At 70.3% G+C, this 22,007-nt stretch carries 16 protein-coding genes; 1 reads left to right on the forward strand and 15 read right to left on the reverse strand.

Going from position 1 to position 22,007, the window contains the following annotated elements; translation table 11 throughout:
- Window positions 1–82: 82 nt before the first annotated feature.
- Entirely contained in the window at window positions 83–1,207 is a 1,125-nt protein-coding gene (locus AB0C38_RS16930) for an acyl-CoA dehydrogenase family protein (protein WP_360673429.1), read from the reverse strand.
- Between the two features lie 16 nt (window positions 1,208–1,223).
- Window positions 1,224–2,039 (reverse strand): substrate-binding domain-containing protein, encoded by an 816-nt coding sequence (locus tag AB0C38_RS16935; protein ID WP_360673432.1) that lies wholly within the window; start codon window positions 2,037–2,039, stop codon window positions 1,224–1,226.
- A 253-nt stretch (window positions 2,040–2,292) separates the two neighbouring features.
- Here AB0C38_RS16935 and AB0C38_RS16940 point away from each other — a divergent pair, with 253 nt between their 5' ends.
- The gene (locus tag AB0C38_RS16940) at window positions 2,293–3,735 is read left to right on the forward strand and encodes a DUF1996 domain-containing protein (RefSeq protein ID WP_360673435.1); all 1,443 of its coding nucleotides are present in this window, start codon (window positions 2,293–2,295) and stop codon (window positions 3,733–3,735) included.
- A 6-nt stretch (window positions 3,736–3,741) separates the two neighbouring features.
- Here the strand turns inward: AB0C38_RS16940 and AB0C38_RS16945 are convergent, their stop codons facing one another.
- The 13 genes from AB0C38_RS16945 to AB0C38_RS17005 all read right to left on the reverse strand — a co-directional run bounded on the left by AB0C38_RS16945 (window position 3,742) and on the right by AB0C38_RS17005 (window position 21,780).
- Window positions 3,742–4,434, reverse strand: a complete 693-nt coding sequence (locus tag AB0C38_RS16945; protein WP_360673438.1) for a hypothetical protein — start codon at window positions 4,432–4,434, stop codon at window positions 3,742–3,744.
- 130 nt (window positions 4,435–4,564) lie between these two features.
- On the reverse strand, window positions 4,565–5,785 hold the full coding sequence (gene mmsB, locus AB0C38_RS16950; protein WP_360673440.1) for a multiple monosaccharide ABC transporter permease: 1,221 nt from the start codon (window positions 5,783–5,785) through the stop codon (window positions 4,565–4,567).
- Window positions 5,782–7,302 carry a multiple monosaccharide ABC transporter ATP-binding protein gene (mmsA, locus tag AB0C38_RS16955; protein WP_360673443.1) on the reverse strand — a complete coding sequence of 507 codons (1,521 nt, stop codon included), beginning with the start codon at window positions 7,300–7,302 and terminating at the stop codon, window positions 5,782–5,784. Before mmsA ends, mmsB begins: the two co-directional genes overlap by 4 nt.
- Window positions 7,299–8,402 carry a multiple monosaccharide ABC transporter substrate-binding protein gene (gene chvE, locus AB0C38_RS16960; RefSeq protein ID WP_360673446.1) on the reverse strand — a complete coding sequence of 368 codons (1,104 nt, stop codon included), beginning with the start codon at window positions 8,400–8,402 and terminating at the stop codon, window positions 7,299–7,301. Before chvE ends, mmsA begins: the two co-directional genes overlap by 4 nt.
- Window positions 8,403–8,419: 17 nt before the next feature.
- Window positions 8,420–9,919, reverse strand: a complete 1,500-nt coding sequence (gene araA / locus AB0C38_RS16965) for an L-arabinose isomerase (RefSeq protein ID WP_360673449.1) — start codon at window positions 9,917–9,919, stop codon at window positions 8,420–8,422.
- Between the two features lie 18 nt (window positions 9,920–9,937).
- Window positions 9,938–10,618, reverse strand: coding sequence for an L-ribulose-5-phosphate 4-epimerase (locus AB0C38_RS16970; protein ID WP_360673451.1), 681 nt, complete (start codon window positions 10,616–10,618; stop codon window positions 9,938–9,940).
- Complete coding sequence (gene araB / locus AB0C38_RS16975) at window positions 10,618–12,249, reverse strand: ribulokinase (protein ID WP_360673454.1); 1,632 nt, start codon at window positions 12,247–12,249, stop codon at window positions 10,618–10,620. The genes AB0C38_RS16970 and araB overlap by 1 nt, the downstream gene beginning before the upstream one ends.
- Before the next feature lie 23 nt (window positions 12,250–12,272).
- Complete coding sequence (locus tag AB0C38_RS16980) at window positions 12,273–16,088, reverse strand: LamG-like jellyroll fold domain-containing protein (RefSeq protein ID WP_360673457.1); 3,816 nt, start codon at window positions 16,086–16,088, stop codon at window positions 12,273–12,275.
- Window positions 16,085–17,071 (reverse strand): galactofuranose ABC transporter, permease protein YjfF, encoded by a 987-nt coding sequence (gene yjfF, locus AB0C38_RS16985; RefSeq protein WP_360673460.1) that lies wholly within the window; start codon window positions 17,069–17,071, stop codon window positions 16,085–16,087. Before yjfF ends, AB0C38_RS16980 begins: the two co-directional genes overlap by 4 nt.
- Window positions 17,068–18,132: an ABC transporter permease gene (locus AB0C38_RS16990; protein WP_360673463.1), complete on the reverse strand. Its 1,065-nt coding sequence runs from the start codon at window positions 18,130–18,132 to the stop codon at window positions 17,068–17,070. The genes yjfF and AB0C38_RS16990 overlap by 4 nt, the downstream gene beginning before the upstream one ends.
- The gene (locus tag AB0C38_RS16995) at window positions 18,129–19,631 is read right to left on the reverse strand and encodes a sugar ABC transporter ATP-binding protein (protein ID WP_360674134.1); all 1,503 of its coding nucleotides are present in this window, start codon (window positions 19,629–19,631) and stop codon (window positions 18,129–18,131) included. The genes AB0C38_RS16990 and AB0C38_RS16995 overlap by 4 nt, the downstream gene beginning before the upstream one ends.
- Before the next feature lie 47 nt (window positions 19,632–19,678).
- Window positions 19,679–20,659, reverse strand: a complete 981-nt coding sequence (locus AB0C38_RS17000; RefSeq protein WP_360674136.1) for an ABC transporter substrate-binding protein — start codon at window positions 20,657–20,659, stop codon at window positions 19,679–19,681.
- Window positions 20,660–20,736: 77 nt separating this feature from the next.
- Window positions 20,737–21,780: a LacI family DNA-binding transcriptional regulator gene (locus tag AB0C38_RS17005; protein ID WP_360673466.1), complete on the reverse strand. Its 1,044-nt coding sequence runs from the start codon at window positions 21,778–21,780 to the stop codon at window positions 20,737–20,739.
- Window positions 21,781–22,007 lie beyond the last annotated feature (227 nt).

The following is a 22,007-nucleotide window of genomic DNA, read 5'->3' on the forward strand; positions in this document are numbered from 1 at the left end:
CTCCCAACCGTCCGTTATTCCTATTGCGGCCCGGCGGCGGCCGCGAATGAGTCATTCGCGACCTCGGCGACCACCGCACGCGCTAGAGGTACCCCGGAAAGGGTTGCGCGCTCAGGAACACCGCGCCCGCGGCGTCGTACATGCCTTCGGTCAGGAACGCGTGCTGCGGGACCACCGCCGCGTCGCGCAGGTGCCGCTGCAGCGGGTGGTCCGCCTCGATCGCCGACGTGCCGCCCAGCGCGTACGCCGCCCGCACCACGTCGAAACCCACGCGGGCCGCGTGCACGGCCGCCAGCCGGAGCAGGCTCACCTGGTCCGGCCCCGGGGTGCCCGTCGAGGCCGCTTCCCAGGCTTCTTCGGTGGCCTCGTAGAAGAACGCGCGCACCGAACGGAGGTCCGCTTCGGCCTTGGCGAGGGCGATCCGGGCGTACGCGCGATCCGCGAGCACCGGCCCGCCGGTGAGCCCGGCGCGGTCCGCGCCGAACCCGGTCACGTGGTTCAGCGCCGCGCGCGCGATGCCGAGGTTGACCACCGCGAGCACCTGCGCGGCGTAGGCCAGCGCCGGGTAGCGGTAGAGCGGTTCGTCGATCGTCGCGCCGCCACCGCGGACGAACGTCCAGTCCGTCGGCACGACGACGTCGTCCACCCGCAGGTCGTGGCTGCCGGTGCCGCGCATCCCGACCGCGTCCCAGGTGTCGACGACCTCGGCCCGCGCCGCCGGCAGGACCGCGGTGCGCGGCCGGCCCGAGCCGCCCGGCCCGATGCCGACGCCGAGGTAGTCGGCGGCGAGGCAGCCGCTGGCCAGGCGCCACTGCCCGCGGACCCGGAACCCGCCCGGCACCTCTTCGGCCGGCTGCACGGGGAAGAGCGCGCCGGCGAACACGAGGTCCGGGCCGTCGGCGTAGAGCCGCTCCTGCGTCTCGGGTGGCAGCGCGGCGAGGTAGACGCCCGAAGCGCCGAAGCTCGCGACCCAGCCGGCGGATCCGTCCACTTCGGACATCCGCTCGACCATCCCGAGGAACTCCGCGGGCGGCCGCGCGTCGCCGCCGAAGCGCTTCGGCGTGGTCGCGCGGTAGAACCCGGCGAGGCGGAACTTGTCGACGACGTCCCGCGGCACGTGCCGCCGCCGGGTGAACTCCCCGGCCCGGCGCGCCACCTCCGCCAGCGCCGCGTCGAAAGCCGGCGAAGTCCCCCAGGTGCGCGCCATCCGGCCAGCGTAGCGGTCAGGCCCGGGTCGGGCGGCTGCTTTCCCGCACCACCAGCTCGGCCCGGACCGCGCCGTCACCCGGCGCCGCGAGCCCGTCGATGCGGGCGGCGAGTACCGCCATGGTCAGGCGGCCCGCGGCGGCGAAGTCCTGCCGAACCGTCGTCAGTGGGGGCGCGTAGTAGGCCGCCTCGGGAACGTCGTCGAAGCCGACGACGTGGGCGTCGCGCGGGACCCGCATCCCCGCTTCGGTGAACGCCGCCAGGAGACCCAGCGCCATGTGGTCGTTGGCCGTGAACACCGCGCACACCCCCGCTTCGACGGCGAGGGACTGCCCGGCCCGGTAGCCGGAGCGGGCCGACCAGTCGCCGCGGACCACCGGCGGCACCTCGGCGCCGTGCCGCTCCAGGGTCTCGCGCCAGCCGCGCTCGCGGGCGCGGGCGATCGACCCGTCCTCGGGGCCGCCGACGTGCCACACCGTCGGGTGGCCGATTTCGAGGAGGTGCTCGGTGGCTCTTCGCGCGCCTTCGTACTGGTCGGCGGACGCGGCCGGGACGAGCGGGACGCCGGTGACCGGCGGCAGCTCGGCGGCGAGGTGCGGGTCGAGCAGGACGATCCCCGCCACGCCCTGCAGCCGCAGGCCGGCCACGGCGGCCGGGACCGCGGACCGGCCGCGCGCGGGCACGCTGAAGACGACGAGGACGTACCCGTGTTCCCGCGCGGCCGCGCGCAGGCCGTTCAGGACCGGCCCTGACGCGGCGGTCCCCGTGGCGATCACGCCGAGCGTGCCCCGCCGGACCGGGGTGCGGAGGGGACCTGCGTCGTCCACGGGCATGCCGCCGATGTTAACGATCACACTCCCAGACGTGAACTTTCTTCACTTTCCATAAATAACGAAACGGTAACGCGGGATGGGCGTGGTGAACCGGCCTCGCGCCAGAGCCGTTTCAGCCAGTGCCGGAACCAGTGACACCAGGCGCGGTTCCCCGATTCCCGCGCCCGCAATGGCACTCCCCCGGGTTCCGCGCGTCTCCCCATCGGGCACGCAGTCGCACTCCGTCGCGCCCGGAAAACCGAAGAAGGTGACCATGCCCCGGAAAACCTCCCCCGCCACGGGCAGACATCGCATCACCCGCCGCACCAAGATCGCGACCGGCGGCCTCGCCCTCGCGCTCGCGGTCGGCGGCATCGTCGTCGCGACCACGGCCGGGCGCACCGGCGAGGCCAGCGCGGATCCCGCCGACGCGTCGTTCTTCATCGACATCGCGAAGGTGCCCGCTGGTGTTAACGTGAACAAGGCGCTGCAGGGCAAGGGTGCGCGCGGCACGTTCACCGTGGACTGCGGGCGCAACGAGAACCAGCACTTCAACCCCGACAACTTCATCGCCCAGCCCGGCGTCAAGAACGGCGCCCAGCACCTGCACGACTACGTCGGCAACCTTTCGACGAACGCCGACTCGACCAACAAGAGCCTGGCGAAAGCCGGGACCACCTGCAAGAACGGCGACAAGTCCGCCTACTTCTGGCCCGTCGTCCGCATCGACACCGGCGAAGAGGAAGCAGAGAACCCGCCCGCCACGCAGCCGGATCGCGGCGGCAGTGCGGACGACAAGGCGAGCAGCCAGGTCGACTGCCCGGACGTCGCGAGCAAGCTCCCCGACGTCCCGGACCAGGCCATGGACGAGGTGAACCGCAACCTCGACCTGCTCGACACGCAGATCGACGAGGCGAACGCGCGGATCGCCAAGGGCGATCTGAAGACCCCGCAGGACATCCAGAACGCCGTGGTGGGCCCGCTGAAGGACAAGCGCGCCGCGACGATCGACCGGATCGCCATCGCGATCGGCCGCCGGGCCGCGAAGCCGACGAACCTGGGCGGGCTCGCGGCGTGCGTGCTCAAGCAGAACGGCCAGGGCGGCCTCGACAACGGCGGCCAGAACAGCACCGGCCAGCCCGCCGAGCTGCCCGGCGTCGACGACCAGAACGAGGTGGCCGGCAACGACGGCGAGATCCAGCGCGTCCGGTCCGCGACCATCTCGTTCACCAGCGGCGGCGCGAACAAGGTCGTCGCGATGCCGCAGTTCCTCCGGATCCTCTACGGGGACGCGAAGGAGCAGGCGAACGGCCCGGCCAACGCGCGGGCGAGCTGGACGTGCACCGGGTTCGAGGACCGGCTCACCGACCACTACCCGATCTGCCCGCCGAACAGCAAGGTCGAGCGGATCCATGCCTTCCCGAACTGCTGGGACGGCAAGAACATCGACAGCGCGAACCACCGCACGCACATCGTGTTCGCCGACCAGCAGGGCAAGTGCCCGCAGGGCTTCAAGAACGTCCCGCAGCTGGTGATGAAGCTGGTCTACGACATCCCGCACGACATCCAGGTCAAGGGCCAGTACAAAGTGGACGCCTTCCCGGAGGAGAAGCACAACCCGCGGTCCGACCACGACGACTTCGCGAACGTCATGGGCCAGCGGCTGATGAACCAGGTCGTCAAGTGCATCAACAGCGGCCAGCGCTGCCGGCAGTGACCGGATTCAGGAGACCGTGACCGAATAGCTGTTCGCGGCGAAGTCCAGGCCACCGGCGGACGAGGTGATCTCGAAGCCGAACTGGACTTCGCCGAGCGTCACGTCGCCGAACCAGCCGCGGGCGCGGATCCAGTTCAGCACCGCGAGGACGTCGACGGTGCCCGAGTTCGTGTTCGACGTACGCACGAACGAGAACACCGCGTTCGAGCCGTTCGATCCCTTGTAGACGTCCCAGGTGTGCCCGCCGACCGTCGCGGTCGTCTGCTTCGTGCCGAGCGGGCCGACCGCGCCCTGCTTGTCCATCCACAGCATCGTCTCGTAGGCGTTGTTGTCCGCCCAGATGTCGTACGCGGTCTCGTACGCACCGCTGCCGGGCCGGGTGACGGTGAAGCTGCTGGACACCCGGCTCAGCGCGCTCAGCTTCTTGCCGACGTTCTTCGCCGCATGCGGGTACGACTTCACCCCGCCGGTGTTCGGCTGATTCGACCAGACGCCCCAGTTGGAATACGAATTCGCCCAGATCGTCTGCGGCCCGGCACCACTGCCCCAGACGTCGTTGCGGAGGGTGTAGCCACCATTCGACCAGGTCGCCCATTGGTCCGACGACGACCACGTCGCCGCCGACGCCACGCCGGCCGAGGCGGCCACCGAAGCCGCCACGATCAGGGAAACGGCAAGGGAACGCACGACTTTGCGCATGGGGGAAGTCCTCCGTCGGTGAGGGATTCACCAGCACTATGACCGTCCCGTTACCACTTGGTCAAGCAATTCGAGAACTTCGAAAAGAAAGGGGCTTTCCCGAGCAGGAAAGCCCCTTTCGCCACGGAACTCAGGAAGCCGCGCGGCGTTTCGTCCAGATGTCGTACGCCACCGCCGCCAGCAGCACGACGCCCTTCACCAGCATCACCCGCTCGCTCGGTGCGCCGATCAGCGACATCCCGTTGTTGATCACGGCCATGATCAACCCGCCGGTGATCGCGCCGACCACCTTGCCCACGCCGCCCTGGACCGCCGCGCCGCCGATGAACGCCGCCGCGATCGCGTCCAGCTCGAAGTTCACGCCGGCCGTCGGGCCCGCCTGGTTGAGCCGGCCCGCGAAGATGATCCCCGCCAGGGCCGCCAGCACGCCCATGTTGACGAAGATCCAGAACGTCACCGACTTGACCTTGACGCCCGAGAGCGTCGCGGCCTGCAGGTTGCCGCCCACGGCGTAGATGTGCCGGCCGAACACCGACTTCCCCGCCACGAGCGAGTACCCGAGCACCAGCACCGCCAGCAGGATCAGCACCCACGGCAGGTTCTTGAACCGCGCCAGCTGCACCACCAGGGCGAGCACGAGCACCGCGATCCCGGCGATCTTCAGCACGAAGACGCCGAACGGGTCCACGTCCTGGCCGTAGCCCAGCCGCGCCGAGCGCTTGCGCCACTGGGTGAACGCGATCCCGGCCACCGCGACGACGCCGGCGAGCAGCGACACCAGGTCGGCGCCGCCGAGCGGGCCGAGGCCGATGTTGCCCAGGTAGCCGTCGGTGAAGCCGTTGGACAGCGTGCGGATCGTGTCCGGGAACGGGCCGATGCCCTGGTTGCCCAGCACCGTCAGGGTGAGCGCCCGGAACGCCAGCATCCCGGCCAGCGTCACGATGAACGCCGGGATCCCGAAGTAGGCGACCCAGTAGCCCTGCCACGCGCCGATCGCCGCGCCGACGACGAGAGTGGCCAGCACCGCCCAGAACCACGGCAGGTGCCAGTTCACCATCAGCACGGCCGACACCGCGCCGGTCATCGCGACGACCGACCCGGCGGACAGGTCGATGTGCCCGGAGATGATCACCAGGATCATCCCGATCGCGAGGATCAGCACGTAGGAGTTCTGCACGATGATGTTGGAGATGTTCTGCGGTTCCAGCAGCGCGCCGCCGGTGAGCACCTCGAACAACACCACGATCAGCGCGAACGCGACGTAGATCCCGCTCTGGCGCGGGTTGATCGAGATCCGCCGGGCGGAGCGCTCGGCCGGGGGCGCGTCGGGACGCGCGTCGGTCGTGGTCATTGCCGTTCCTTGGTCATGTACTGCATGAGCAGTTCCTGGGTGGCTTCTTCGCGGGTCGCCTCGCCGGTGATCCGCCCCGCCGACAGCGCGTAGATCCGGTCGCAGAGCCCGAGCAGCTCCGGCAGCTCGGAGGAGATGACCAGCACGGCCTTCCCCTGCGCGGCCAGCTCATTGATGATCGTGTAGATCTCGAACTTCGCGCCGACGTCGATGCCGCGGGTCGGCTCGTCGAGGATCAGCACGTCCGGGTCGGTGAAGATCCACTTGGCCAGCACGACCTTCTGCTGGTTGCCGCCGGAGAGCTTCCCGGTCACGCTGCGCACGGTCGGCGCCTTGATCGAGAGGTCGCGGCGGAACCCGACGGCCGTGTCGTGCTCGGCGTGCTCGTTGACCCAGCCGCGCTTGGCCAGCTTGCCCAGCCCGGCCGCGGACACGTTGCGCTGGATGTCCTCGATCAGGTTGAGCCCGTAGCGCTTCCGGTCTTCGGTGGCGTACGCGATGCCGTGGCGGACGGCGTCGCGCACCGACCGGACGTCGATCTCCTTCCCGTGCTTGACGATCCGCCCCGAGATGTCCTTGCCGTAGGACCGGCCGAACACGCTCATCGCGAGCTCGGTGCGGCCCGCGCCCATCAGCCCGGCCAGCCCGACGATCTCCCCGCGCCGCAGCGAAAGCGACGCGTGGTCGACGACGACCCGGCCGGCCTGGGTGGGGCTGTGCACCGTCCAGTCCTCGATCCGCAGCACCTCTTCGCCGATGTCCGGCTCCCGGGGCGGGAACCGGTGCTCGAGGTCGCGCCCGACCATGCCGGTGATGATGCGTTCCTCGGTCAGGCCGGCCGCGTCGAGGGTGTCGATCGTGCGGCCGTCCCGCAGGATCGTGACGGTGTCGGCGATCGCGGTCACCTCGCCGAGCTTGTGCGAGATGATCACGCACGTGACACCGTCGGCGCGCAGCTCACGCAGCAGGTCCAGCAGGTGCGCCGAGTCCTCGTCGTTGAGCGCCGCGGTGGGCTCGTCGAGGATCAGCAGCCGGACCTCTTTGGACAGTGCCTTGGCGATCTCGACCAACTGCTGCTTGCCCACGCCGAGGTCCCGCACCGGGGTCACCGGGTTCTCCGCGAGGCCGACGCGCCGCAGGAGCGCGCCGGCCTCGTGGTTGGTGCGGTTCCAGTCGATCCAGCCCCGCTTGCCGCGTTCGTTGCCGAGGAAGATGTTCTCCGCTATCGAGAGCTGCCCGCACAGCGCGAGCTCCTGGTGGATGATCACGATTCCGCGCCGCTCACTGTCGCGCACCGAACCGAACTCGCACCGCTGCCCGTCGAAGTGGATCTCACCGTCGTACGTCCCGTGCGGGTAGACGCCGGAAAGCACCTTCATCAAGGTGGACTTCCCGGCGCCGTTCTCGCCGCAGATCGCATGGATCTCGCCGCCGTTCACCGACAGCGTGACGTCCGACAGCGCCTTGACCCCGGGGAAGGTCTTGGTGATCCCGCGCATGCCGAGCAGTTCGGTCATTTCAGCTGACCTGCCGTGTAGTAGCCGGAGTCGACGAGCTCCTTCTGGTAGTTGGCCTTGTCCACGGTGACCGGCTGCAGCAGGAAGGACGGGACGACCTTCTTGCCGTTCTCGTAGTCGGTCGTGTTGTTGACCTCGGGCTTGCCGCCCTTGAGCACCGCGTCGGCCATCTTCACCGTGGTGTCGGCGAGGATGCGGGTGTCCTTGAAGATCGTCGAGTACTGCTCACCGGCGATGATCGACTTGACCGAGGCGACCTCGGCGTCCTGCCCGGTGACGATCGGGTAGGGCTGGCCGGCGGTGCCGTAGCCGTTGCTCTTCAGCGCCGAGAGGATGCCGATCGACAGGCCGTCGTACGGCGAGAGGACCCCGGCGACCTTCGCGCCCCCGGTGTAGGTCTTGGTGAGCAGGTCCTCCATGCGGCGCTGCGCGGTGGCCGGGTCCCAGCGCAGGATCGCCGCGCGGGCGAAGTCCGTCTGGGTGCTCTTGACCACCAGCTTGCCGCTGTCCATCAGCGGCTTGAGCACCGACAGCGCGCCGTTGAAGAAGAACGTGGCGTTGTTGTCGTCGGGCGACCCGGCGAACAGCTCGATGTTGAACGGCCCCGGGCCGTTGCCCAGGCCCTTGACCAGCGAGTTCGCCTGCTCGACGCCGACCTTGAAGTTGTCGAAGGTCGCGTAGTAGTCGACGTTGGGCGAGTTGCGGATCAGCCGGTCGTAGGCGATGACCGGGATCTTGCGGTCGGCCGCCTCCTGCAGCTGCGTGGTGATGGCGGTGCCGTCGATCGAGGCGATGACCAGGAGCTTGGCGCCCTTGGTGATCTGGTTCTCGATCTGGTTCACCTGGGTCGGGATGTCGTTCTCGGCGTACTGCAGGTCGACCTTGTACCCGAGCTTCTCCAGCGCCGACTTGATGTTGTCGCCGTCGTGGATCCAGCGCTCCGACGACTTCGTCGGCATCGTGACGCCGACCAGGCCGCCCGCCGCGCTCGCGCCCGACGGTGCCGCCTGGTCCGCGGTCTTCTCGCTCGAGCCGCACGCCGACAGCGTGAGCACGAGTCCCGCGGCGGCGATCCCCGCGAGTGTTCTGGTGAACTTCATTGTTCCTTCTTCCTTTCTCAGAAACCCTGGGCGAGGCGGTGGTACGCCTGGTTCCAGCGGATGCGGTCGGCGAAGCCGTGCGGGGTGGTGTCCTTGTCGATCACCAGCAGCTCGACGCCGAGGAGGTTCGCGAAGTCGCGAAGGGTCTCCGTGCCCACGGCCTGCGTGAGCACGGTGTGGTGCGGGCCGCCCGCGGTGATCCACGACTCGGCGGAGGTCGCCAGCGTCGGCGCCGGCTCCCACACCGCCCGCGCGACGGGCAGGTTCGGCAGCGGCTCGTCCGGCGGGACGACCTCGATCTCGTTGGCCACCAGCCGGAACCGGTCGCCGAGGTCGACCAGGCCGAGGGTGACGCCGGGGCCTGGCGCGGCGTCGAACACCAGCCGCACCGGGTCCTCGCGGCCGCCGATGCCCAGCGCGTGGATCTCGCACGACGGCTTCGCGGCGGCGATGCTGGGGCAGACCTCCAGCATGTGCGCGCCGAGGATCTTCGGCGTGCCCGGCCCGAAGTGGTAGGTGTAGTCCTCCATGAACGACGTGCCGCGGTCCTGGCCGACGCCCATCGCCTTGACCGCGGCGAGCAGCGCCGAGGTCTTCCAGTCGCCTTCGCCGCCGAAGCCGTAGCCGTCGGCCATCAGCCGCTGCACGGCGAGGCCGGGCAGCTGCCGCAGGCCGCCGAGGTCCTCGAAGTTCGTGGTGAACGCGCCGAACCCGCCGTCGGTGAGGAACTTGCGCAGCCCGGCTTCGATCTTGGCCGCGTAGCGCAGCGACTCGTGCCGCGCTCCCCCGGCCGCCAGCTCCGGGACGACGTCGTAGTCCTCGGCATAAGCCGCCACCAGGGAGTCCACATCGGACACCTGGTCGACCAGTTCGACGAGGTCGTTCACGCCGTAGGTGTTGACCGAGACGCCGAACCGCAGCTCGGCCTCGACCTTGTCCCCCTCGGTGACGGCGACGTCGCGCATGTTGTCGCCGAACCGGGCCAGCCGGAGGTTGCGCAGGTGGTCGGCGCCGATCGCCGCGCGCGCCCAGGCGTCGATCCGCGCGACGACGACCGGGTCGGAGACGTGCCCGGCGACGGTCTTGCGCGGCACGCCCAGGCGCGTCTGGATGAACCCAAACTCGCGGTCGCCGTGGGCGGCCTGGTTGAGGTTCATGAAGTCCATGTCGATCGTGGACCACGGCAGGGCTTCGTTGAGCTGGGTGTGCAGGTGCAGCAGCGGCTTGCGCAGCGCGTCCAGCCCGGTGATCCACATCTTCGCGGGCGAGAAGGTGTGCATCCACGCGATGACGCCGACGCAGGCGGCGTCGGCGTTGGCCTCCTGCAGGACCCGCCGGATCGACGACGCTTCGGTCAGCACCGGCTTGCCGACGATCTCGGCCGGCAGCCCGCCGGAGGCGGCCAGCAGCTGCTGGATCCGCAGGGACTGGCCGGCGACCTGCTCGAGGGTCTCCTCGCCGTAGAGGGCCTGGCTGCCGGTGAGGAACCAGAGCTGGGGTTTCGACGCGCGGGTCATCGTTCTCCTAGAAACGTTTCAGTGCTGGCCGTAGACGTTCTGGTACCGGGCGTAGAGCCGGTCGACGTCCTCGGGTGGGAGGGGTTCGGGAGTGCCCAGCTCGAAGGCCTTGTGCACGGTGCGGGCGACGTCCTCGACCATCACCGCGGCCTTGACGGCGTCGCGGGCGGTGCGGCCGACGGTGAACGGGCCGTGGTTGCGCATCAGCACGGCCTTGGAGCGGCTGGTGCGCAGCGTTTCGACGATGCCGCGGCCGATGGAGTCGTCACCGATCAGGGCGAACGGCCCGACCGGGACCTCCCCACCGAACTCGTCGGCCATCATCGTGAGCACGCACGGGATCGGCTCGCCGCGCGCGGCCCACGCCGTGGCGTACGTCGAGTGCGTGTGCACGACGCCGCCGATCTCGGGCAGGTGCCGGTAGACGTAGGCGTGCGCGGCGGTGTCCGACGACGGCGCCAGGTCGCCGTGGACCAGCTCGCCGTGCAGGTCGGTGACGACCATGGTGTCGGCGGACAGGTCGTCGTAGGACACCCCGGATGGCTTGATGACCATCAGCTCGCGGCCGGGCACCCGGGCCGAGACGTTGCCCGCGGTCCAGATGACCAGCGCGTTGCGGGTCAGCTCGCCGTGCAGGTTCGCCACCGTCTCCCGCAGTTCGGCGACGGTGTCGAGGACCTCATCGGTCAGGGAGGACATCAGGACCTTCCTTTCGCGACTGCGCGGCGGCGGGCCGCGAGGCGGTGCATGACATCGTTGGCGCCGCGGCCGAAGTAGTCGTGCAACGTCGTGTATTCGGCGTAGAGCTCGTCGTAGGCGGCGACGTGCGCGGGTACCGGCTGGTACACCGCGCGCTCGACCGAGCCCATCGCCGCGGCGGCGGCTCGGACGTCCGGGTGGGCCCCGGCCGCGACGGCCGCGTGGATGGCCGAGCCGAGCGCGGGCCCCTGCGCGGAGCCGATGACCGACAGCGGGAGGTTCGTGACGTCGGCGTAGATCTGCATGAGCAGTGTGTTCTTCATCAGCCCGCCCGCGATGATCAGCTCGGTGACCGGCACGCCGGCCTCGCCGAACGTCTCGATGATCTTGCGGGTGCCGAACGCCGTGGCTTCGAGCAGCGCGCGGTAGACGTCCTCGGCGCGGGTGGCGAGGGTCTGGCCGACGATGACGCCGGACAGCTCGTGGTCGACGAGCACCGACCGGTTGCCGCTGTGCCAGTCCAGGGCCACGAGCCCGTGTTCGCCGATCTCCTGGCGAGCGGCGAGCTGGGTGAGCTGGTCGTGTCCCTCGTGCGCGAAGTGCCCGACGAACCAGCCGAAGATGTCGCCGACGCCGCTCTGCCCGGCTTCGTAGCCCCACAGCCCGGGGACGATCCCGCCCTCGACGACGCCGCACATGCCGGGGACCTCGTGCAGTTCGGCGCCGTTCATCACGTGGCACGTCGAGGTGCCCATGATCGCGACCATCTGGCCGGGCTCGACGGCGTTCGCCGCGGGTGCGGTGACGTGCGCGTCGACGTTGCCGACGGCGACCGCGATGCCTTCGGGCAGCCCGGTCCAGGCGGCGGCCTCCGCGGTGAGACCGCCGGCGCGCGAACCCAGCTGTCCCAGGGGGTGTTCGAGCTTGTCGGCGACGAAGGACTCGAAGCCCGGCGCCAGTTCGCGGAGGAAGTCGCGGCTCGGGTACTGACCGTCCTGCAGGATGCCCTTGTACCCGGCCGTGCACGCGTTGCGGACGTAGACCCCGGTCAGCTGCCAGACGATCCAGTCGGCGGCCTCGACCCAGTGCCGCATCGCCGCGTAGACGGCCGGGGCCTCTTCGAACACTTCGAGGCCCTTGGCGAACTCCCACTCCGACGAGATCAGCCCGCCGTAGCGCGGCAGCCACTTCTCGCCGCGGGCGCGGGCCAGGTCGTTGATCCGGACGGCCTGCGGCTGGGCCGAGTGGTGCTTCCACAGCTTGACGTAGGCGTGGGGCTCGGCCTCGAACTCGGGCAGCTCGCACAGCGGCGTGCCGTCGGCGGTCGTCGGCACCATGGTGCACGCGGTGAAGTCGGTGGCGATGCCGACGACGTCGGCCGGGTCGGCGCCCGCGTCCCGCAGTGCCGCCGGTACGGCGTTGCGAAGGACTCCGACGTAGTCCGCGGGCACCTGCAGCGCCCAGTCCGGCGGCAGCGCGCGGCCGGTGGCGGGCAGCGTCTCGTCGAGCACGCCGTGCGGGTACTCGAAGACCGCACTGCCCAGTTCGGCGCCGTCGGCCACGCGCACGACCACCGCACGCCCCGAGAGCGTGCCGAAGTCGACGCCCACGACGAGAGGGTCTGCTGACACTTCTGCTTCCTTTCCGGTACGGCTCAACGGCCGGTCATCACGAGCGTCGTCACGGAGTTGGCGGGCAACGTCAGCTTCGACGTCGCCGCCAGCCCGGTGATCTCCCTGGTCTGCGGCACGATGGCGGCCGGCGCGGCGAGGCTGTTGCGCCCCGCCGGGTCGCCGGTGAGCGTGGTGAGCGTCCCGGTGCCGTCGACCGCCGTGACGCCGGTCAGCGCCAGCCGCGCGGTCTGCACCTGCCCGGTCGGGTTGACGAGCTTGACCGTGAACGTCTTCTTCCCCGCCTTGGTGGTCACGTTGACGACCTGGCGCAGCGGGCTGCCCTGGTTGAGGCGGCTGGTCACGATCTGCTTGCCGAGCGTGCTGGAGAACATCTGCTGCACCCAGTACGACGGCGAGCCGTAGCTGCTCCCGGCGTCGAGGCCGATCAGGTTGACCGGCCAGTTGGACTGGTTCTCGTGCACCAGCACCGGCGCGTACATCGAGCCGATGACGATGTCGCTGTTGCGTTCCAGCCCGGTGAGGAACGCGGCCTCGCCGATGGCGGCGGCCAGGGTGCCGGTGGGCCGGCCGTCCTGGGCGCCGTACTCGCCGACGAGGATCTCCGGGCCGCTGCGGTCGGCGGTGTCGTAGCGGGTCGAGTTGTCGGTGAACCACTGCGGCGACTGGTAGTAGTGGTCGTCCACGGCGTCCGGGCGCACCCCGGTCGGCGTGCTCGACGCGGCGCCGCCCTGCAGGCCGCCGGTCGTGGCGATGACCGTCAGCTGCGGGTACTTCGCCTTGATGGCGTCGAACATGTCGGTGAAGCGCCAGGCGTAGCTGCCCGAGCCGTCGAACCAGTCCTCGTTGCCGACCTCGACGTAGCGCAGGTCGAACGGCGCCGGGTGCCCGTCGGCGACCCGCTTGGCGCCCCAGGTCGTGGAGGCGTCGCCGATGGCGTACTCGATCTCGTCCAGAGCTTCCTGGACGTACTGCGGGTAGTCGGCCTGGTCGACGTGCTGGCCGTTGAGCGTGTAGCCGGCGAACAGCCCGAGCAGCGGCTGGGCACCGATGTCCTCGGCGAGCTTCAGGTAGTCGAGGATCCCGAAGCCGTCGGTGGACCAGTAGCCCCACGCGGTGTTCTGGTGGCCGGGCCGCTCTTCCGGCTTCCCGATGGTGTTCTTCCACGCGAACCGCGTGTCGAGGGTGTTGCCTTCCAGGTAGTTGCCGCCGGGGACGCGGAACAGGCCGAGCTTCATCGCGGCGAGCTTCTGCCCGAGATCCAGCCGGACGCCGTGGTTCTTGAACGTCGGCGGGAACAGCGAAACCTGCTGGAACCAGGCGTCACCGCTCAGGGCGGCCTTGCCCTTCTTGTTCACCAGCGAGACGACGATCCGGTTGTCGGTGGACGCGGTGATCGTGGACGGCGTCGTGAAGCTGAACGTCTCCTGGGCCCAGGCCGCGCCGACCGGCTGGACGTCCTTGCTCGCCAGCACCGTGCCGTCCGGCTTCTCCAGGCTGACCCGGAGGCCGCCGGTCCACGTGCCCTTGGCGAAGAAGCTGCCGGTGTACTTCGTGGACGGCTTCGCGGCGATGCCGTAGAAGCCGACGTTCGCGGCCGCGAGCCGGCCACCGGCCGGAACCGCGTCGGCGTGCAGCTTCAGCGATCGGTCGAGGGCGGTGTTGAGCGGGGTGGCAGTGTCGATCCCGTACGTGCCGGTCACTCCGGCCGAGGTGAGCAGCGACCAGTACGGCACTGGCGTATCGCCCGCGCCGCTGCCGCGCTGGTAGGTCTCCTTGAACGTCCGGTTGCGGACGAGTTCGGCGTAGAGGCCGCCTTCGACGGAGTGGCTGATGTCCTCGAGGATCGAGCCGTAGGTGGTCGGGCGGGTGTTGGCGCGGACGACGTTGGCGTCGACCGCGAGCTGGTTCGCTCCGGCGAGGGTGCCGACCTGCGCCGCGGTGAGGGGGAAGCGGCGCAGCTCGACTTCGTCGACCGCGCCGGTGAACCCGGTGCCGACGGTGAACGCGGCGCTGCTGTCGCCCGACGCCGGGCACGCGGAGACGTCGAGCGTGGTGCCCGTGGGGGTGCCGCAGGTGCTGGTGACCGCGGCCGCGTCGCCGTCGGCGTAGACGGTGAGCCGCTGCGAAGCGCGGTCGAGGACCAGGGCGGCGTGGTGCCAGTTGCCGTCGGCGAGCCCGCCGCCGTTCGTGGTCACCTGGATCGTGCCGACGCGGGCGGCGAGCTTGCTGCCGGTCACGCCGAGCGCGTAGCCGTCGCCGTGGTCCACCAGCGTCCCGTCCGCGGTGGTGCGGAACCACGCGGCCAGCGAGAGCGAGCCGGTGCCCGTGTCGAACGCGGGCGAGGTGCCCATGTCCACAGTGGACTTGCCGTCGAGCTGCACGGCCTTGCCCGCCGCACCGGCGGTCCAGGTCGCACCGCGGAGCGTCCCGTCGGCCGCGTTGGCCGAAGAGTCGCGCGCGACGGCGCCGGTGCCCTCGTCGAAGTGCCACGACCCGCTCGCGGCGAGCGCGGCGACGGCGGACCCGGTCAGCGGGGTCGGGTACGCGCGGACGTCGTCGACTCCCCCGGCGAACCAGTCGGCGGGACTGCCGGCCCACTTGCCGCGCCCGATGACCAGGTGCCCGCCCGCGGTCCACGGCGTGGTGAACGGAACGCTCTGCTGCAGGGTTCCGTTGACGTACAGGGAAAGCGTGCCGGCTGCTCGGTTGTAGACGCCGACGAGGTGCTGCCATTGGTCGGCCTGAGCGGGCAACGTCGAGAGGGCGGCAAACGACGCTGAGTCGCCGTCGGAGGCGCGGCGGGTGAAGGCGAACCGGCCGTCGGCGGTGCGCTGGAGGTAGAAGCCGCTGATCGTCGTGCCGTCGACGCTGACCGCGGTCCGGAAGCCGGTGGCCGTTGTGGGCTTGACCCACGCGGACACCGAGAAGCTCTGTGCGGTGTCGACGATCGCGGCCGGGGCCTCGACGGCGGCATCCGTGCCGTTGAACGCGACGCCGTGCGGGCCGACGACACCGTCGCCCCAGGTGGCGCCGCCGGTCAGGGTGGCGGTGCGCGCGTCGAGGGAGTCGTCGGCCGCGGTGGTGCCGGTGCCTTCGTCGAGGGTCCAGTGCCCGGCGATGGCCAGGCGGGCGGCATCGGCCGCGCTCAGCGCGCCGGTGTAGGCGCGGACGTCGTCGATCGTGCCGTCGACGTAGTCCACCGGGTTGCCGCCGTACTTGCCGCGGCCGATCACCAGGTGCCCGGTGCCGGCCCAGCCGGCCGGCGCGGCGACGGTCGTCTGGCGGGTGCCGTCGACGTAGAGTGCCAGGGTCGACGCGGCGGCGTCGAACACGCCGGTCAGCTGGTACCACTGGCCGACGACCGGGTCGAAGTTCGCCGACGCGACGACGCCGTCGGCCGGAGCGTCCCCGGCGAGGCGCGTGAAGGCGAAGCGGCGCGAGTCGTCGCGGAACTGCAGGAAGAAGTTGCTGACCTGGTTCCCGTCGACGCTCACGAACGTCTGGTAGCCCGAGATCTTGTCGAGCCTGACCCAGCTGCTGACGGAGAAGCTCTGGGTGGTGTCGAGCACGGGCGCGCCGGCGTCGGCGAAACCGCCCGCGCCGTCGGTGGTCAGGGCTCCGCCGCGGATCCCCGGCCCCCAGCCCGCGCCGGTGTTCAGGGTGGCGGGGTGCTCCCCCGCGGTGTCGGCCGCGGTCGTCCCGCTGCCTTCGTCGAACGTCCAGTGCCCGGCTAGCGCCGAGGCGGGATCGGCCGCGGCGGCCGTCACGGGCAGGGCGCCGAACAAGGTCAGCGCGGCGAGCGCGGCCAGGATGCGCCGGAAGGCAGGGGTATTCATCGGTGGCTCCCTCGGGTGACGAGGCGCTGCAGGACGATGAAGACGAACAGGAGGGCGCCGGTGATGATCGAGGTCCACCAGGAGTTGAGCGTGCCGTCGAAGGTGATCAGCGTCTGGATGATGCCCAGCACCATGATCCCGAGCACGGTGCCCAGCACGTAGCCGGAGCCGCCGGTGAGGATGGTGCCGCCGATGACCACCGCGGCGATCGCGGTCAGCTCCAGGCCGACGCCGTTGAGCGGGTCGCCGGAAGACTTGTACAACACCAGCAGCAGCCCGCCGAGGGCCGAGCAGAAGCCGCTGATCGTGTACACCGCGATCTTCGTCCGGCCGGTCTTGAGGCCCATCAGCATCGCCGACTGCGCGTTGCCGCCGATCGAGTAGACCGTCCGCCCGAACCGCGTGAAGGCCAGGACGTAGGCCGCGATGGCGACGACCACCAGCGCGGCCACCACGCTGATCGAGATGTGCAGCTCGCCGCCCAACGGGATCTGCGTCTGGGCGAGCGTCGCGATCGTCGCGTTGTCGATCGAGTAGGCCTCCGTGCTGATCGTGTAGCAGAGCCCGCGGGCGAAGAACATCCCGATCAGCGTCGCGATGAAGGGCTGGATCTCGAAGAAGTGGATGAGCGCGCCCATCCCGGCGCCGAGCAGGGCGCCGATCACCAGCACCACCGCGATCGCCGCGTACGCGGGCCAGCCGTGCTTCTGCAGCAGGTCCCCGGAGACCACTGTGGACAGGGCGACCACCGACCCGACCGACAGGTCGATGCCGCCGGTGAGGATCACGAACGTCATGCCCACGGCGACCACGAGCAGGAAGGCGTTGTTGATGAACAGGTCGAGCACGACCTGCCCGGACCCGAACGCCTCGTAGCTCGACGCGCCGAAGATGTAGGCGCCGATGAGCAGCGCCATCGTGGCGAGGATGGCGAGGTGCCGCTGCTTCGGCCGGTAGCCGCGGACGCGGTCCAGGGTGGTCATGCCGTGACCTCGATCTTCTCCGGAGCGGGTGCGGGAGCCGGCTGCCCGGGCCGGGGTGTCCGGCGGCGCCGGAGCTTGCGGCGGAACGCGGGCGACTGCAGCAGGCACACCGCCAGCACGACCACGGCCTTGAACAGCATGATCGCCTCGGGCGGGATGCCGAGGGCGTAGACGGTGGTGGTCAGCGTCTGGATGAGCAGCGCGCCGATCACCGCGCCGCCCACGGAGAACCGGCCGCCGGTCAGCTGCGTGCCGCCGACGACGACGGCGAGGATCGCGTCGAGCTCGATGAACAGCCCGGCGTGGTTGGCGTCGGCGCTGTGCACGTTGGCGCTGATCATCAGCCCGGCGATCCCCGCGCACAGCGCGCAGAAGACGTAGACGAGCCAGGTCAGCCGCGCCGAGCGGAGGCCGGCCAGGCGGCTGGCCTCCGGGTTGCCTCCGACGGCCTCGACGAGCAGGCCGAGCGCGGAGCGGCGGACCAGCAGCGACGCCAGCACGAACACGGCCAGCGCGATGAGGATGGCACCGGGCAGCGTGAACAGGAACCCGCTGCCGATCCATTCGAAGGAGTGGGAGTTGACCGTGATGATCTGCCCGCCGGAGATCAGCTGCGCGATCCCCCGCCCGGCGACCATGAGGATCAGCGTGGCGATGATCGGCTGGATGCCCAGCACCGCGACGAGCCAGCCGTTCCACACCCCCAGCAGGAGCGAGAGGCCGAGCGCCAGCCCGAACGCCACCAGCGTGGTGCCGATGCCGTCCGGGTTGTCGCTGACCCAGAGGCAGGCGAGCGAACCGCTGATCGCGACGACCGCGCCCACCGAGAGGTCGATGCCGCGGGTGGCGATGACGAGCGTCATGCCGATCGCGATGAGGATCAGCGGGGCGCCGTTCTTCAGGATGTCGACGAGGTTCCCGTAGAGGTGCCCGTCGCGCAGCTCGATCGAGAAGAACGCCGGGCTCGCGATGAGGTCGCCCACCAGCAGCGCCAGCAACGCCACCACGGGCCAGAAGAGCCGGTGTTTCGTCAATCCCGTCAATCCCGTCGACGCGGTCATGCCTGCACCCCTTCGGCCATCGTGGCCATGACGTCGTCCGCGGTGAGCCCCTGGTTTTCCCGCTTCGCCACCACTTTCCGGTCGCGCAGCACCACGACGCGGTGGCTCAGCCGGAGCACCTCGTCCAGTTCGGCGGAGATGTAGACGACGGCCATCCCGTCGGCCGAGAGCTGGGTGACCAGCCGCTGGATCTCGGTCTTGGCGCCGATGTCGATACCGCGGGTGGGCTCGTCGAGGATGAGCAGCCGCGGCTCGGTGATGAGCCAGCGGGCCAGCAGCACCTTCTGCTGGTTGCCGCCGGAGAGGTTGCCGACCAGCGCTTCGGGGTCGGTGGGGCGGATGTCGAGCGTCTCGATGTACTTCCGCGCGATCTCGTCCTGGCGGCGGCGCGACAGCGGCCGCGCCCAGCCGCGGGAGGCCTGGAGCGCGAGGACGATGTTCTCCCGGACGGTCAGTTCCTCGACCAGGCCTTCGGTCTTGCGGTTCTCCGAGCAGAACGCGATCCGGTGGTCGAGCCCGGCGCGCGGGGTGCGCAGGTTCGTGGCGGCGCCGTCGATCTTCACGGACCCACTGTCGGCGTGGTCGGCGCCGAAGAGCAGGCGAGCGAGCTCGGTGCGGCCGGAGCCGAGCAGCCCGGCCAGCCCGACGACTTCACCGGCGTGGATGTCGAGGCTGAACGGTTCGACACCGCCCTTGCGGCCGAGGTCTTCGGCGGACAGGAGCACCGGCGCGTCCGCGACTTCGGCCCGGGTGGGACCGGAGTCCTCCAGCGTTTCGAGGACGCGCAGCTCCTTGCCGATCATCTTGGTGACCAGTTCGACCGGCGTGATGTCCGCCGTACGGTACTCGCCGATCAGTTTTCCGTTGCGCAGCACGGTCATCCGGTCGGCGACGGCGAAGACCTGGTCGATGAAGTGGGAGACGAAGAGGATCGCCAGCCCCTGCTCGCGCAGGGACCGGACGACCTTCAGCAGCTGCTCGACCTCGCCGGTGTCCAAACTGGACGTCGGCTCGTCGAGCACCAGGACCCGCGCTTCGACGTCCAGCGCCCGGGCGATCGCGACCAGCTGCTGGACCGCGATGGAGCAGGTGCTCAGCTCGGCCGAGACGTCCACGTGGACGTCCAGCCGCGCGAGGAGCTCCTCGGCCCGCCGCCGCATCGGGCCCCACTGGATGCGGCCGAAGCGGCGGGGTTCCCGGCCGAGGCAGACGTTCTCCGCCACGGACAGGTTCGGGCAGAGGTTGACCTCCTGGTAGACCGTGCTGACGCCGGCTTGCTGGGCCTCGCCGGGCCCGCTGAAGGCAACCGGCTCGCCGGTCAGTTCGATCGTGCCCGCGTCCACCCCGTACACGCCGGTCAGCACCTTGATGAGGGTGGACTTCCCGGCGCCGTTCTCGCCCATCAGGGCGTGGACCTCGCCGGGGAACATCCGGAAGGCGACGTCGTCCAAGGCGAGGACGCCGGGGAACTCCTTGCGGATACCGCTCATCCGCACCATGGGCTGCGGTTCAGGCATTGCGTGCTCCGGGGTGGACGCGGGGACGGTCAGTACTGGCGCTGCGGCAGCGCGGCCTTCGCCGACGCCTGGTCGAACTCGGTCTCCTGGGTCTCGATGCGCTCGGGCACCGACTCACCGGCGGCGACCTTCTTCACCAGGTCCATCAGCTGCGGGCCGAGCAGCGGGTTGCACTCGACGACGTGGTTGATCTTGCCGTCGGCCAGCGCCTGCAGCGCGTCCTTCACGCCGTCGACCGAGACGATCTTGATGTCCTTGCCCGGGACCTTGCCCGCGGCTTCGATCGCCTCGATGGCACCGAGCGCCATGTCGTCGTTGTGCGCGTAGAGGACGTCGATCTTGGGCTGGGACTTGAGGAAGGCCTCCATGACCTCCTTGCCCTTGGCGCGGGTGAACTCACCGGTCTGCGAGGCGACGACCTTGTACTTCGGGTCCGCCGCGATGACGTCGGCGAAGCCCTTCTTGCGGTCGTTCGCCGGCGCCGAGCCCGTGGTGCCCTGCAGCTCGACGATGTTGACCGGGCCGGTGGCGGTGCCGAACTCCTTGGTCAGCCACTCCCCCGCCTTCTTGCCCTCGGCGATGAAGTCCGAGCCGAGGAAGGTCTTGTAGAGCGACTTGTCCGGCGAGTCGATCGCGCGGTCGGTGAGGATGACCGGGATGTTGGCCGTCTTGGCCTCCTTGAGCACGGTCTCCCAGCCGGACTCCACCACCGGCGAGAAGGCGATGACCTTGACCTTCTGCTGGATGTAGGACCGGATCGCGGAGATCTGGTTCTCCTGCTTCTGCTGCGCGTCGGAGAACTTGAGCTCGACGCCGGCGGTCTTCGCCGACTCCTGGATCGACTTGGTGTTCGCCGTCCGCCACCCGCTCTCGGCGCCCACCTGGGCGAACCCGAGCGTGATCGCCCCACCGGAACCGCCTGAGGAACCACCACTCCCGCAGGCGGTGAGCAGCACGAGTCCGGCCGCCGCGGCCGCCGCGGCGGCCCATCGCTTCTTCAGCACGTTCACTCCTCGATCGACGGTGATCATTTCTGTTAGCGTTAACATTCGGAGCTGGTTTTCTCAGGTCTGGCGCGCGTAGGGCGCTAACGCGGGCCGGTGCTCTCGCGCACGATCAGCTCGGGCACGACGAGGGCGCGTGTGTGCCGGTCGCCCCCTTCCAGCCGCTGGGTGAGCAGGCCGAACGTGCGCCGGCCGACTTCGATGAAGTCCTGGCGCACCGTGGTCAGCGGCGGCGTGAAGTACGCCGCCTCGGGCACGTCGTCGAAGCCGGCGACGCGCACGTCCCGCGGCACCGAGACACCGGCCTCGGCGAACGCGCGGAGCAGGCCGAGCGCCATCTGGTCGTTGCCGGCGAAGACGGCGTCGAGGTCGCGTTCCTTGACGAGGGATCGCCCCGCCTCGTAGCCGGAGCGCGAGCTCCAGTCGCCGCGGATCACCCGGGGCACGTTCACCCCGTGGCGTTCCAGGGTTTCCCGCCAGCCGAGCTCGCGGTCGCGGGCTTCCAGCCAGTCTTCCGGCCCCGCGATGTGCCAGACAGTGCGGTGCCCGAGGGCCAGGAGGTGCTCGGTGGCGCGGCGGGCGCCGTCGCGCTGGTCGACGGAGATCACCGGGACCGGCGCGTCCTCCCCGCCCCCGACGGCGACGACCGGGAAGTCCGCGGGCGCGGCTTCCAGGGCGCGGCCCGCGGTGACGTGCGGGGCGATGACGATGATGCCCTCGACGGCCTGGCGGCGGAGGTTCTCCACCGCGTCGGCGATCGACGACCGGCCGGGACGGCTGACACTGGAGATCGTGATCGCGTACCCGGCTTCGCGGGCGGCGTTCTCGATGCCGTAGAGCGTGCTGGCCGGACCGTAGAGGTTGGACTCGAGCGCGACGACACCGAGCGTGCCGGTGCGTCCGGTGACGAGCGCGCGGGCCGCGGAGTTCGGGCGGTAGCCCAGTTCTTCGATGGCGGCGAGCACCCGGGCGCGGGTTTCGGGGCGCACCGGACCGGTGCCGTTGATGACCCGCGAGACGGTCATGTGCGACACGCCCGCCACGCCCGCGACGTCGGTCAGGCTGGGCTGCCGCGCACCGGTGGCGGGCACCCGGACCGGGCCGCCGGAGCGGGGTCGTTCGGCCACCGGCGTCCCCTTTCGTCCGCTTCGACGTGGTCCCCGTCACCCATCCGGGTGGCGGCGAGGAGTCAGTGTTAGCGATAACACCAGCGCGGTCAAGACCGGGTCGCGTAACGGTCTAGTCACGTGCGCCGGAGGGGCCGGTGCTCGTGGCTTCGCGGCCCGACCTGCGGGAAGGGTCGTGGGGAATTCACCGGGTGCGGGAGACGCCGGTGTTCAGGAGGCATGTTCGG

Origin of the sequence: Amycolatopsis sp. NPDC048633, assembly GCF_040650695.1 — a bacterium.
Taxonomy (GTDB): domain Bacteria; phylum Actinomycetota; class Actinomycetes; order Mycobacteriales; family Pseudonocardiaceae; genus Amycolatopsis.

What these genes read in the sequence shown, in the direction of transcription:
- AB0C38_RS16995 (WP_360674134.1), bottom strand. Translation starts at nt 19,631, where the DNA reads ATGGTGCGGATGAGCGGTATCCGCAAGGAGTTCCCCGGCGTCCTCGCC.
- chvE (WP_360673446.1), bottom strand. Translation starts at nt 8,402, where the DNA reads ATGAAGTTCACCAGAACACTCGCGGGGATCGCCGCCGCGGGACTCGTG.
- AB0C38_RS16940 (WP_360673435.1), top strand. Translation starts at nt 2,293, where the DNA reads ATGCCCCGGAAAACCTCCCCCGCCACGGGCAGACATCGCATCACCCGC.
- AB0C38_RS16945 (WP_360673438.1), bottom strand. Translation starts at nt 4,434, where the DNA reads ATGCGCAAAGTCGTGCGTTCCCTTGCCGTTTCCCTGATCGTGGCGGCT.
- mmsB (WP_360673440.1), bottom strand. Translation starts at nt 5,785, where the DNA reads ATGACCACGACCGACGCGCGTCCCGACGCGCCCCCGGCCGAGCGCTCC.
- AB0C38_RS16970 (WP_360673451.1), bottom strand. Translation starts at nt 10,618, where the DNA reads ATGTCCTCCCTGACCGATGAGGTCCTCGACACCGTCGCCGAACTGCGG.
- AB0C38_RS16930 (WP_360673429.1), bottom strand. Translation starts at nt 1,207, where the DNA reads ATGGCGCGCACCTGGGGGACTTCGCCGGCTTTCGACGCGGCGCTGGCG.
- araA (WP_360673449.1), bottom strand. Translation starts at nt 9,919, where the DNA reads ATGACCCGCGCGTCGAAACCCCAGCTCTGGTTCCTCACCGGCAGCCAG.
- AB0C38_RS16990 (WP_360673463.1), bottom strand. Translation starts at nt 18,132, where the DNA reads ATGACCGCGTCGACGGGATTGACGGGATTGACGAAACACCGGCTCTTC.
- AB0C38_RS16935 (WP_360673432.1), bottom strand. Translation starts at nt 2,039, where the DNA reads ATGCCCGTGGACGACGCAGGTCCCCTCCGCACCCCGGTCCGGCGGGGC.
- yjfF (WP_360673460.1), bottom strand. Translation starts at nt 17,071, where the DNA reads ATGACCACCCTGGACCGCGTCCGCGGCTACCGGCCGAAGCAGCGGCAC.
- AB0C38_RS16980 (WP_360673457.1), bottom strand. Translation starts at nt 16,088, where the DNA reads ATGAATACCCCTGCCTTCCGGCGCATCCTGGCCGCGCTCGCCGCGCTG.
- mmsA (WP_360673443.1), bottom strand. Translation starts at nt 7,302, where the DNA reads ATGACCGAACTGCTCGGCATGCGCGGGATCACCAAGACCTTCCCCGGG.